The 13282-nt window shown below is 63.2% G+C and carries 5 protein-coding genes and 3 pseudogenes; all 8 read right to left on the bottom strand.

Features of this window, described 5'->3' with window-relative positions; genetic code table 11:
• Nucleotides 1-230: 230 nt before the first annotated feature.
• Nucleotides 231-416 (bottom strand): annotated as a pseudogene (locus tag GXY35_00975) (hypothetical protein).
• A gap of 2058 nt (nucleotides 417-2474) precedes the next feature.
• Entirely contained in the window at nucleotides 2475-4100 is a 1626-nt protein-coding gene (locus GXY35_00970) for a VCBS repeat-containing protein (protein NLW93172.1), read from the bottom strand.
• A gap of 218 nt (nucleotides 4101-4318) precedes the next feature.
• Nucleotides 4319-6067 (bottom strand): hypothetical protein, encoded by a 1749-nt coding sequence (locus GXY35_00965; protein NLW93171.1) that lies wholly within the window; start codon nucleotides 6065-6067, stop codon nucleotides 4319-4321.
• A gap of 294 nt (nucleotides 6068-6361) precedes the next feature.
• Nucleotides 6362-6589 carry a hypothetical protein gene (locus tag GXY35_00960; protein NLW93170.1) on the bottom strand — a complete coding sequence of 76 codons (228 nt, stop codon included), beginning with the start codon at nucleotides 6587-6589 and terminating at the stop codon, nucleotides 6362-6364.
• 239 nt (nucleotides 6590-6828) lie between these two features.
• Nucleotides 6829-7102, bottom strand: a pseudogene (locus GXY35_00955) (hypothetical protein).
• A gap of 468 nt (nucleotides 7103-7570) precedes the next feature.
• A pseudogene (locus GXY35_00950) lies at nucleotides 7571-7900 on the bottom strand (hypothetical protein).
• Nucleotides 7901-9599: 1699 nt separating this feature from the next.
• Nucleotides 9600-12350: a sigma 54-interacting transcriptional regulator gene (locus tag GXY35_00945; GenBank protein NLW93169.1), complete on the bottom strand. Its 2751-nt coding sequence runs from the start codon at nucleotides 12348-12350 to the stop codon at nucleotides 9600-9602.
• 2 nt (nucleotides 12351-12352) lie between these two features.
• A complete protein-coding gene (locus tag GXY35_00940; GenBank protein ID NLW93168.1) occupies nucleotides 12353-13222 on the bottom strand; it encodes a FecR domain-containing protein in 870 nt (289 codons plus the stop codon).
• Nucleotides 13223-13282 lie beyond the last annotated feature (60 nt).

Genomic DNA, 13282 nt, shown 5'->3' with positions numbered 1-13282 from the left:
TGGATGGCGAAGTCCTCGGAGTCCCGCCCCACCCACACCCCCACCGCCTGCGCCGGCGTATAGCTGCCTCCGTCCGTGAAGCCATTGCCGTTGTCGTTCACGATGCCGAGGGGGTTCTCGTAGATGTCCTCCGCCAGCCCGAAGTAGAAGAACCACCCGCCGTCCATGCTCGACCTCGTCGTGGCGATCTCCATATCGCTGATGTCACCGACCATCAACGAGGTATTGCATGGCGTCTCCGTGGGCGTCGGGGTGATCGTGGGCGTCTCGGTGGGCGTCTCCATCGGCGTGGGGGTGATCGTCGGCGTCTCGGTAGGCGTCTCCGTGGGCGTCGGGGTGATCGTCGGCGTCTCGTTGGGCGTCTCCGTGGGCGTGGGGGTGATCGTCGGCGTCTCGGTGGGCGTCTCCGTGGGCGTCGACAAACCGTAGCGCGCAACATAGGCACTTTGCCCGCTAATTGCGAACGTCCCATCCGAAAAGATGCTGATGCTATTCCCCGTGAAAGCGGACATAGCTTGCGCCCATTCACACGTGCCGTTGGAAGTGTATTTTGCTATATAGCCGGGGCAGTAGACGACGAGCACACTGCTCCCGTCGTTGTGTACGCAGATGTCGGACCCAGTGTCATCCCCCGTATATCCAGAGCCCCTCGCCCATACCAAGGCACCGTCCGCGCCATATCTCGCAACGAAGCTCTCGTCACTGTCATAGTTCCCTGCCTTGACGAGCTCTGTCTCGTTCGGCTCACCCGCGCCGAATACGGCGGTGCCAGTGAACCACCCCGTCACCGAGATTGTCTTGTCGGGATGCTCGCATAGAGCGAGTCCCTGGTCGTTCCCCGCACCCCCCGCACTCTTCGCCCAAAGGAAGTCTCCGTTGTCCGCATACTTTGCCACGAATATATCGAGATCACCGTTACAGGACAGTATCTGCTGGTTGCCCGGCTCGCCGAACACCGCCGCGCCGGTAAAATACCCCGTCACCGCGACCCCCCCGTTCGAGGTTGCGCAAATGCCCTCCCCCCCATTAATGTATGTCGATCCAGCGCTCCTTGCCCAGAGAAAAGAGCCGCTTTTGTCATATTTGGCCACGAATATGTTATTGTTCCCTATGGACACGAGCGTCGTCTCGTTCGGCTCGCCCGCCCCGAATACAGCAGTGCCGCTGAAACACCCCGTCACCGCGACCCCTTCGTCAGGGAGCGCGCAAATACCCTTCCCCTCCAAACCCCCAAACGAAACGGACGCAACGCTCACGACCCACTCCAGGTCTCCCGTGGCGCTATACTCGGCTACAAATAGGGAGTTAGCTAACGAGGTCAACGTTTCCCCCGGGCCGAACTCTACCGTGTCGCCGAAGCAACCCGTCACCGCGAATCCGCCGCCCGGGAGCGCGCAGATATCATTTCCGACGTCCGCTTTCACACCTCCTACGCTTTTTGCCCAGAGTAGGGTTCCGTCTGTTGTATACCTCGCTAAAAAGATATCGGAACCACCTGCGGAGGTGAGCACCGGCCCTCCATTGAACGTCATCGTATTGTTGAAATACCCGGTTATTGTGCAGTCCCCGTTGTCGTGCGTGCAAATGCCCGTTGCCACTCCCCCGTGCTCGAATTTCTCCCACATCAGATCGTACTCATTCGCGAACACGATGGATGATATGAATCCGCCAATACACCACAGAACCAGCGCCTTCTTCATCTCCTTCTCCCCTTTCTTCCCGAACACCCTTCCGCTCCTGAAATTGGCTCCTGTCCCTCCCGTGAATCGGTTCTTCCGCGCGGCCTCCGAGCGCTTATGTGACGGTTCACGGAACGATTACATTATGGAAGCAACAAGGATGCCAACGCGCACGCCAGAGAACGATTGAACGGAATAGACGTATCACATTCGAGCGGTAGCGATTAGGAGCTATTACCCGGGGCTTTTCGACATCCGATGCGATGGGCGAGAAGCTATTGGGGAAGTTTTCCTCGGCGGATCGGGTCTAGATTCCCCCGCCGGAGACCATTCGGAGGTCGAAAATAGCCGCTATTTCCACAGATGCGCTTGGGCAAATGCCCTGTAGTAGTAATCACTTTCATTTATCTTCGCCCCTTGCCTGTCTCCTTCCTCCCTGAAGGGGAGGCATACGGTGGGGGGAGATCTGAAGGATCGCTTTGAGCATCTTCGGCCGGAGAGACATATGCGTCATTGCCGCAGGAGCGCATGTCTCCCCTCTCACACGAGGAACGGGAAAGGGCGGCGATTTCCAGATGTAATGGAAGAGAACCTTAGAAAAAGATCGGCCGGGCGCCTGAGCGCCGAGACGAGGGGACAATAACCAACGGACACCACCCGCCCCGATTTACGCTGCCAAGCAGGATCTCAACCCGGTGATCCCGCTCAACGCGCCAGAGATGAGCGCATACGGATCCCTATGCGTTCGGGGACGGCCAGAGGCGACCGCTCATCTTCCCGGTCGGTGGTTCTCTATCAGCGGGTTGAAGTCGCCCCCCCAGGCGTCGGCTTCGCGATGGGAGCGCCCTTCGGCGGCCGCACGAACATCGATTCCCGGCTCCACTCCGAGCTCCGGTACCCCCCGTCCACCGCCTGCACCGCCCAGTAGTACTGTTTCGGAGCGATATTCCCGGCTGGCACCTTGAGCTTGGCGAACGTTCCATTCTGTACATTGCCGAGGAGCGTGTTATTCGTCGGGTGCGACGAGTCGGCGTCCGCCGAAACCACGTCGCACGCCCCCGGGCTCGTCCCCACCCGCAGGTTGTACGTCATCGCCGCCGCGGGCGTCTCGTCCGTGGTCACCGGGTTCCACTGCAGCGTCACCGTCCCCGAGAACTGCGTTCCGTACTGCGTGGCGAGCGTAGGCGCGGCTGGCCGCTTGTTGAAGAACGCCGGTTGCATGGGATCGCCTATGTTTCGATAGAGCGTGTTGAACGCCCCCGGTCCCGCTTCCAGCCCGGAGTATGAGAGATCAAGCCGTCCGTCATTATCGTAATCCACCCAGCACAAAAATGGTTTGTCGTCAAACTCACACGGCTTCAACGGATACGGAAGCCCGGTAAAGATATCATGCCCTTGATTCTGATACACGATCGGCTGTCCGGGATTGTGGTAATTCCCGATTACTGCGATATCAAGCTTGCCGTCGTTGTTGTAATCCCCGAAAGCAAGCCAACCAAGAATATATTGCACGAGATTCGCGCCGATATCGGTGAATGTGCCGTTCTGGTTGTTCCGGAGAATACCTGTGTATGGATATTCGTCTACCGTTGCTCCAAGCATGGCGATGTCGAGGTATCCGTCACCATCGTAATCTCCCACCGATATGCTCGGTGTCCAGCCCAAGTCGGGCAACCCAGTGTTGTTCATTTGCGTGAATGTGCCGTTCGTATTATTCCTGTAGAGACGGGTGTGGCCTCCGGCGTGGGCATCCCATCCACTGACAACGAGATCAAGGTACCCGTCATTGTCCATGTCGAACCAGGCCGCGTCTCCATCCTCAATATCTATTGAAGGCGAGTTTAAAGCCGTCATGACACCGTTGCCGTCGTTTCTGAATATTCTGGTCGACCAGTTGTGGAGCGAGACCAGATAAGAAACGACCGCGTCGGGATCGCCGTCGTTATCGTAATCTCCCCATGAGATGAAACTGATTAAGGTGGGGAAGGCGTTGCTGCTTTTGGTAAATACACCGTTGCCGTTGTTCAGATATGTATACTTGCGCGCTACGATGTCCAGGTTCCCGTCCCTGTTGTCATCCACCCACAGATTATCCGTCGCGTATGGAAAGTTAACCGAAAAGGCGGAGGTACCGCCCACGGGAAATGGAACTTCGAGGAAATGTTCATTACCCTCATTACGGTACAGAGTTTGGTAATGCTGCCATGGACCCAAAGGAGGCACAAGACTCCCATGTTCAAGGATATCCAAGAGGCCGTCATTGTCGAAATCACCCCAGGCTTGGTACACCCAGGAATTTGGATTTAAGCCGGTGCCTTGCGCCTGAATGAAGTCAGCCGAGCAATATGAGGCGGAGAAGAAGATCGCGCCCGCCATCCAAATTAACGCAGAGGTCTTCATGCTCGTCCCCGCTGTTTCCATCTTTTCCTCCTTCTGTCGCCGCCCCCGCGCCGTGTGTAGCCGCAAATTCCATCCATCAGCGGGTTGAAGTCGCCCCCCCAGGCGTCGGCTTCGCGATGGGAGCGCCCTTCGGCGGCCGCACGAACATCGATTCCCGGCCCCACTCCGAGCTCCGGCCGCTACTCCCCGCGTATCGTGTCGATCTTTAGAGAGAGGCCCCTGCCTCAATCCCGCACCCTTTAGCGGAGACCGACTTTGCCCTTTGCCTGCGTAGGAGTCGGCGTCTTGTAGGGGGGAGAAGTCGGCCTTGGCGTTGGCGTTCTCGTCTGCGTGGGAGTCGGGGACGGGGTCGGCGTCGAGGTCCGCTTCGATCCAACCGTCCCCACGGCAACCGTCGGCCAGGGGGTGCGCGTCGGCGTCGGGGTCGGCGTCGGGGTCCGCTTCGATGCAACCGTCCCCACGACAACCGCCGGCCAGGGAGTGGGCGTCGACGGCCCTCCGTACTTCGCAACAAATATATCATCGTAACCAGCCGAGATGAGCGTCGTCTCGTTCGGCTCGCCGGAGCCGAATACGGCGGTACCTTCGATATATCCCGTCACAACGCTTGTACCGTCGGGAAAGGAACTGATGTCCCAGCCATGATCCCACTTCGTCCCACCGGCGCGCGTCGCCCAGGCAAGCGTCCCATCGGCGTTGTACTTAACGATGAAGATGTCCATCGAACCAGCCGAAACGAGCGTCGTCTCGTTCAGCTCCCCCGCGCCGAATATGACGAGGCCCCTGAAAGGCCCCGTCACAACGCTTGTCCCATCGAAAAAGGCACTAATGCTCCAGCCCTGATCCCAACCCTTCCCTCCGGCGCGTTTCGCCCAAGCAAGCGTCCCGTCAGAGTTGTACTTCGCGATGAAGATGTCACTCTTAATCGCGACGAGCGTCGTCTCGTTCGGCTCACCCGCGCCAAATACGGCAGTGTCCCTGAAATCCCCCGTCACGACGCTTGTACCGTCGGCAAAGGTACTGATGCCTCTGCCGAGATCATGGTACGCCCCACCAACGCGCGTCGCCCAGTCAAGCGTCCCATCAGTGTTGTACCTCGCGACAAATATGTCGCCCGCTCCTGCCGAAACGAGCGTCGTCTCATTCAGCTCCCCCGCGCCGAATACAACAGTATCAGCGAACCACCCCGTCACGACGCTTGTCCCGTCGGGAAAGGAACTGATGCCAAGGCCTTCCTCTTGCGTCCCGCTGGCGCGCGTCGCCCAATCAAGCGTCCCGTCAGAGTTGTATCTCGCGATCAATATGTCGTAGTCGTAATAACCAGCCGCGACAAGCGTCGTTTCATTCGGCTCACCCACACCGAACACGGCGGTGCCTTTGAACCTCCCCGTTACGACGCTTGTCCCGTTAGGAAAGGCACTGATGCCGTAGCCTTGATCGGTATCCGTCCCGCCGGCGCGCGTCGCCCAGGCAAGCGTCCCATTCGCGTTGTATCTCGCAACAAATATGTCGCAAGAACCAGCCGAGACGAGCGTCGTCTCGTCCGGCTCACCCGCGCCGAATACGGCGGTGCCGTTGAAATACCCTGTCACGACGCTTGAACCATCTGATAAGGTACTGATGCCGGTGCCGTAATCTTGACCCGTCCCGCCGGCGCGCTTCGCCCAGTCAAGCGTCCCATTCGCGTTGTATCTCGCACTAAATATGTCGATAGAACCAGCCGAGATGAGCGTCGTCTCGTTTGCCTCACCCGCCCCGAATACAGCGGTGCCAATGATAGATCCCGTCACGACGCTTGAACCGTCTGAAAAAGAACTGATGCCATAGCATCGATCCCCACTCGTCCCGCCGGCGCGCTTTGCCCAAACCAACTCACCGTCAGCGGCGGATGCGTTTCCAGTGGACAGTATGAGCAGCGCAATGATCGCTATGCCCCCGAGCAGGTGCGCGAAACAGCTCCGCGTTCTCCGTCCTGATCCGGTTGTCATCGTGCCGGCCTCCCTTTCATGCATCACTGTCCGTTGCCACCTCTCGGAGCACGCGGCTCCGCCCCCATGAAACACAGAAACACTCATGCCTTGTGAGCCCACTACGCTCCTCGCGTATCGTGTCGATCTTTCGCGAGAGGCTCCTGCCTCAATCCCGCATCCTTCGGCGAAGACCAGCGTCCGTCTCCTCTCGCACCGCCGCGGATGCGGGAGGAGGGCGCCTCTACATTCCCTCGCCCGCCGACCATTGTCTTTGAGCTTCTTTCGGCCGACGCTGATCTCCCCCGTCCTGACCTACTTCAGCGAAGCGCCTATTGCACGCACGACCGCTCTCTTCGCGGCCGGAGTGGGCGTCACCGAGAAATGGACGCGATGGACCACCGCGAGGGGCTTGCCGACATGGTCCTTGCCCGGCCAGGGATCGCCGCTCACGCATACCAGGTCGAGATAGTACGACTTTTTGTTGCCGGGCCGGAAGCGTACGTACACGGACCCCGGCGTGCTCGGAAGCGTCCCGGCCACCTTTATGAATCCGCTGAGGCACGACCCGGTAACCGGCGATCCGGGGAACGCGGTCCACGGTCCGCTGGAGGAAGGCGAATATTCGACGATGAATTTGCAGGCCGCCGTATCGTACGGCAATGCCTTCGCGAACAGTCGGAACGTAATGGAACTCCCCGAGGCAACCGGGTCGGTGATCAGGATGGCCCCTTTTTCGAGGAGGACGCTGCATGAGCCGTCGGACGCGTACGCATGGGTCAAGACACAGTGGGACTCCGCCCATCCCGACGGCGGGAAGCCCGTTTCGAAGCTTTCGCACGTGCACAAAACCGGCGTGGGGGTCGGCGTCGGCGTCCGGGTGGGTGTCGGGGTTATCGTGGGCGTTTGAGTCGGCGTTTCCGTGGGCGTCGGGGTTATCGTGGGCGTTTCTGTAGGTGTCTCCGTAGGCGTCGGGGTTATCGTGGGCGTTTGAGTCGGCGTTTCCGTGGGTGTGGGCGTGATGGTGGGCGTTTGAGTCGGCGTCTCCGTGGGCGTCGCGGTGGAGGAACTGCTCGCGCTGTTGTTCGGATACGGAACGATCTGCGTGAAGTCGTTTAGATTGTCGTCCGTATCCACGCCGTCCGTCGTCCGCGCCCATGCCTTGCCGCTCCCGAGGGTGCCGAGGATTGTCCCCTCGTAGAGTGACGCGGACGCCCATCCCACCGTGTCCATCGTCGTCCCGGATGCGTCCAGAAGCTGTACGTAGCTGGACGCGCCGTTGTCGGTGATATTGATGCCGCAGAGGGCGTCCGGGGTAACACCGGCGACAGGATCGCTATCGGCTATCAGGAAGTACCCTTGCGCCTGGATCACGTCGGAAACGCCGAACGTATAATCGTTCGTATACACGTTAAGCGTCCAGCCGTCGAGGTTCACCGCCGTGCCCCCGTTGTTGTAGAGTTCCACGTACTCGCCCTGCGAGGAGAACGGACATACCTGATTGATGACCACCCCCGCGCCTCCCGGAGCGGGTGTTCCGGTGGGCGTCGGCGTGATCGTCGGCGTCGGCGTGATCGTCGGCGTGAGGGTGATGGTGGGCGTGGACGTGAATGCCTGGACACAGGTCACCATCAGATCGTCCAGGTAGTATGTTTTGCTGTCGGCCCGGGAAAATTTGACGAAGCAGTCGGGATAGCCGGAGAGGTTGAACGTCTCCTGCGCGAAGGCGCCGAAATAATTGGTCGTCGTCGGGGAACCGGGCAGCGGGATCCACGACCCGGACAATCCGGTCTTGGAGTACTCCACATTGAAGTTGGTGAGCCCGGCAGCCGAGCGGATCCAGTAGACCAGCATGCCCGGATCGTCGAGATACGGGGTGATCAGGAACTCGGTGTTCCCGTTGATCAGGACGCTGCGCGAACCGCTATGGGAGATGGAGGAGCTCAACGTGGTATTTCCCGCCTGCCATCCTCCGCTGGGCGGCCAGGCGCCTTCGAACTGCTCCTCGGCCAGCACCGTGCAGGGCGCCGGCGAGGGTGTGGGAGTGGGAACCGGGGGGCAGCCGCCGAAGTCGTCGTCCACGGGATAGGGGCCGTCCTGTACCTGGAATGTATTGGGCCCCTCGTTCGTGAACAGATACGAGCAGCCCGGATTAGACACCGTGATCTTGAGGCTGCCCTGCAGCGTCGGATCCGTGTCGTGCCCGGCGCCCACGACAGTGACGTTCGAGGCGGTCCCGGCGCCCGGATCGCCATCCTCGAGGGCGTAGATCTTCGTCATCGGGGCGTACGGGGGCCAGAAGACCCCCAGCCCGCTGTTCGTCAGTCCGTTCAGACGATTGATCGCGTACTGGTGGGGGTGCCCGTATTTGTTGTTGTTCCCGCAGGAGATCACCCCGAATTCGGGAAGGATCCGCGCCAGGAAGTCGTGGCTGGAACAGGTGTTGGCACCGTGGTGACTCACGTGCAGGATATCTATCCCCCATCCCTGGGCGGCGAGATACTCGCCGAGCAGATCCTCCCATTCGGAAGGCAGATCCCCCAGCGAGAGGTAGTCGAATCCCCCGTAGCTGATCAGCACACCGATGGATCTTGCGTTCGCGTCAGTGCCGGGATCCAGGTAATCGCCGCCCTCGATCTGGCCGTCGACGGTCACGAAACGCATCGTGCATCCACCGCCCAGGTTTATGAACGACCCCGCGGCAGGGGTACTCCTCAACGCGCCGAATACGTTGTCGTACGTCGTTCCGCCGCCGCTGTCTCCCAGATCGTACACCGCGATGGTCGGCATGTACTGATTCGAGTTGTGCGTGGCGATGTTGTCGAGCCCCTGAGAGTGATCCATGTCCCAGTGCGTGGCGACCATGTAGTCCAGACCGCCCAGGCTGATCCGATTGAACAAGGCGAGCACCGAGTCCGATCCCCCGCTCCCCCCCAGTCCTCCGTCGATGAGGACGCGTTTCCCGGCCGGCGATATCACCAGCGTCGAATCCCCCTGGTGCCAGGTACCGCTGACGTCGAGGCCCACTGCGACGCAGTAGATCTCGAGATTTTGGGCCTCGGAGATTCCGAAGGACATCGCGGCGCATACCGCGCACGCCGCCACGACGACAGAGATCCGTATCCGACCCATCGACTCCTCCCTTGCGGCTGCATGCGCCACGACGATCCTTTTCGGCATCCGCCAAAAGAGCGCCGTCCATGCCGCGTTCGCTTCTTCAGCCCGTCCGTTCAGATCGTGCTGCGGTCTCGTGAAAGAGGGATTCTCTTTTCGGGCCACGGGTAGACACATGCAATTCGGATGCCATAAGGAACAGTCTCCGCAAAGAAAAGGAAATACTCGCCTTACACATTCAAGTGCAGCAGGTTGCGCTGACCGCCTTGAGTGACTTCCAGCGACACGCAGATGACAAAATGGCGCCGGCGGGTAATTTTTCCCGGAAAGGGCGGGGAATATCTCCGCACAAAGACTGGGACGGGATACCCGGAGACGGGACGAGCAGACAACGATAGGGGACGAAAACGCCGGAAGGACCCGGCGCGGAGAGAAGGCGCTACAGGCCGAGCCGCTCGATCATGGCGTTGAGCGTCTTGCGGTCCATTCCGAGCTCCTCGGCGGCCTTCGTCTTGTTGCCGCCGTGCTTCTTCAAGGCGTGCGCGATCCACTCCCGCTGCACCGCGGCGACCGCCTGGTCGAAGCGCATCTGCTCCGGCGAGAACGCCGGCGCGGCGCCCGCGGGGCGCGCGGCGGAGAACTTCTCGGAGAGCGCGTCCGTGTCGATCATCCCCCCCTCGGGGATGAGAAGCACGCCCTTCTCGATCTCGTTCTCGAGCTCCCGCACGTTGCCGGGGAACGGGTACGCCGCGAGCCGCTCCATCGCCTCCCGGCTTATCCCGGCGACCTTCTTGCCGAGCCGCGCGGTCGCCTGCGCGATGAAGTGCGCCACGAGGGCGGGGATGTCGTCCGCGCGCTCCCGCAGCGGGGGGGCGTGGATGGTGAAGGCGTTGAGGCGGTAGTAGAGGTCCTCGCGGAACCGGCCCTCCTTAACCTCCGCGGCGAGGTCCTTGTTCGTTGCGGAGACGACCCGCAGGTCGACCCGTCTCTCCCCCACCCCCCCGACCGGCCGGATGACCCCCTCCTGGAGCACCCGCAGGAGCTTGACCTGCAGCTCCGCGGGCATGTCGCCCACCTCGTCGAGGAAGATTGTCCCCCCGTCGGCGGCCTCGAAGAGCCCCTTCTTGTCCCGCACGGCGCCGGTGAACGCGCCCTTGACGTGGCCGAAGAGCTCGCTCTCGAGGAGCGACGCGGGGAGCGCGCCGCAGTTCTGCGCGACGAAGATCGCGTCCTTGCGCGCGCCGGTGAAGTGGATCGCGCGCGCGATCAGCTCCTTGCCGGTCCCGGTCTCCCCCTGGATGAGGACCGAGATGGACGACTCGGCGGCCTTGTGGATCAGCGCGTAGACCCGGCGTATCGAGGCGCTGTTGCCGATCATATAGGCCGGGCGCGGCGCGGCCTCGATCTCCTTCCTGAGGTACAGGTTCTCACGCCGCAGCGTCTCCTCCTCCTCCCGAAGCCGCGCGTACAGGGCGGCATTCTCCAGCGCGATGGCGGCCTGATTGGCGAAGGTGGCGAGCACGCCCGCGTCGAACCCGAACGGCGGCGGCGACGAAACGCCGTCGAGGTACACCGCGCCGCGCGGGCTCCCCTTGCCCGCGAGCGGCACGCAGACGCTCCAGCGGACACCGCCGCGGGGGCTCGTCTCGATCGAAATCGGCCCGTCCCGGAGGGCCCGCGCGATCGCCTTCCGCGCCTCCCCGAACCCGTCCCCCTCCCAGATCCGGCGATCGATCCCCCGCGCGGCCTCCACGGCGTGCCCGTCCCCCGACGGCGCCGCGAGCAGCCCCCGGGACGCCCCCGTGATCTCGACGAACGCCGCCACGATCTTGTCCGGGAGTCCCCGTGGGTCTCCCATCCGGTTCAACACCTCGCTCAGGTCCAGGGCCGTCCTCCTCTGGAGCTCGTGCCACCGCTCCCTCGCGCGGGACAGGTAGCGCCCCGCCGCGAGCGAAGCGGAGAGGATCGAGGCGAGGGGGTAGAAGGTGGAGAGGTTTCGATGGAGACGGACGAAGCAGAGGTAGTCGCACGCGAGGTAGGCGCCCAGCAGCAACGACGCCGCGCAGGCCTCCTGCCACGGTTTCCGCGCGAACGGCACCGCGATGCCCGCGAGGAGGGTGAAGGCCACGAGGACCGCCGCGGTGAGCGACGGGCCGAATATCCTCTGGCCGATGAAACGCCCCGTCAGGGCGTTGTCCACGATCGTGGCCTGGATGTCGATGCTCGCGGTGACCGGGTTGAACGGGCTCACCCTGAGCTCGAAGCTCCCGGGGGCGGTTCCGCCCACGAGGGCGATCTTCCCCTCGAGCTCCTCCGGCTCGAACTCCCCTGCCAGGATCCTCCAGGCGGGGATCACGGGAAAACCTTTCCGCGCGGTGTAGTAGTTCACGAGGTAGAGCCCCTGCTCGTCGCAGGGGATGCGGACCGGCCCCACCTTGAGCTCGCGCACGGCGGGACCGTCCATGACGAGCTGCGTGACCCCCTCCCCGACGGCCGCCTTGAGGACGGCGACCGCGAAGCTCTGGTAGTAGTCGCCCTGCGCGCGGATCACGAGCGGGATCTGCCGGATGGAGCCGTCGGCGTGCGCGAGCGCGTTGTAGAACCCGCTCCTCCCCGCGGCCGCCTGGAATTCCGGCCCGCTTGCCTCCGCCCCGTAGGCCTGCAGGACGAACGACTGGTCCGTCGGGATTCCCGTCTGCAGGACGCTTTCGATCCTCCCGCTCCGAATCGTCTCCAGCACCGATTCGAAGTCGCGCTGCGGCTGGAACCCCCCCTCCTCGCGGGACAAGGCGAAGTGCGTGGAGAGCACCACCCCGCCCGGCCGCCCGAGCGCGTCGACGAGCTCCCGATCCTCCGACGGGTCGCGCGGGCTGCCGCCCGGCGGGTTCCCCGCGAAGATGATGTCGAGCCCGACCGCCCGCGGGGTACAGCGAAAGATCTCCCGGACGAGGCGCGCGAGAACCGTGCGGGGCCAGGGCCACCTCCCGACCCTCGCGAGGCTCTCGCTGTCGACGACCACGAGCACGACGCCGCCGCCGGAGGGCGACGTGCCGCGGAGGCGGAACTTGATGTCGAGAAGGCGCAGATTGAGCTGTTCGAGGAAGGGGGTCCGCACCGCGAGGAGCGCGATGAACACGGCGGAGACGGCGAGGGCGATCGTGACGCAGCGGAACGCAAGCGCCCGTCTCATCGCTAGAACGGGAGCCCTTCCGGCCGTTCCGGCGGCACGGACGGCCCCGGCGGCCCCGGCGGAGCGGGCGGGCGCGGAACGGGGGGCGCCTGGCCCGGCACGGCGGGCACCGAAAGATTCTTCGGATTGATCGGCTGGTTCCCGACGACGTTCACCTGCGGGTTCTGCGCGATTCCCGCGGGCGGCGCCGCCAAGGAGCCGGGCGCCGCCGACGCCGCAAGGGCCTTCGCGCGGGCGCCCCCGGAGAGCGCCCCGCTCCGCGGCGCCTCGCGCAGCGTCACCTGCTTCTGGGCCTGCAGGCCCGGGGAAATCGGTTTCGCCGTGATCGCGCCGCCGGCCCCCTCCACGCGCCCCATCTCGCCCGCCGAAAGGATGCGCCGGTCGCCGGAGGAGCAGACGAGCTCGACCTCGCCCTCGAAGACGTAGCAGGCGCTGAACGTCCCCTCCTCGGCCTCGACGGAGAAATCGGTCCCCTTCACGCCGGCGATGGTGTTCCAGGTGGCGATCTGGAACGACGACTCGGGTCCGAGTCCCGGCCCGATCTGCGTACGGATGATCCCCCTCACGAGCCGGATGAGCGTCTCGAGCACCCCCTTCTCATCCGCGAAGTAGTATCTCGAGAGCTCCATCCTCGTGCCCCCGCCGATGCTCAGCAGCGCCCGGTCGAAGACGAGCTTCACCGCCGCGCCGGGTCCCGTCTCGACGACCGTCCCCTCCTGTACGGTGTCGCCGATCCTAAGGAACGTCCCGGGCGGCGTCGCCAGAACCTCCCCGCTGATCGCCACCACCGTGCCGCACCCGCCCTCGGCGGCATGCGCCCGCGCGGCGCAGGCCACCGCCAGGATGCACACCACCCTCGCCATCGTGCGCATACGGGTCTTCTCCGGGCTATCGGTACCGTCTCTCCGCATTGTACCACAGGCGGCCCCCGC

The sequence above is a fragment of the Chlamydiota bacterium genome (genome assembly GCA_012729785.1).
Taxonomy (GTDB): Bacteria; Auribacterota; Tritonobacteria; order UBA1439; family UBA1439; genus UBA1439.
Note: the sequence above shows the minus strand (reverse complement) of the source record. Positions and strands in the feature narration are given on the sequence as shown.

Coding starts and splice junctions, on each gene's coding strand:
- GXY35_00970 (NLW93172.1), bottom strand. CDS start 4,100: ATGGAAACAGCGGGGACGAGCATGAAGACCTCTGCGTTAATTTGGATG.
- GXY35_00965 (NLW93171.1), bottom strand. CDS start 6,067: ATGACAACCGGATCAGGACGGAGAACGCGGAGCTGTTTCGCGCACCTG.
- GXY35_00945 (NLW93169.1), bottom strand. CDS start 12,350: ATGAGACGGGCGCTTGCGTTCCGCTGCGTCACGATCGCCCTCGCCGTC.
- GXY35_00940 (NLW93168.1), bottom strand. CDS start 13,222: ATGCGCACGATGGCGAGGGTGGTGTGCATCCTGGCGGTGGCCTGCGCC.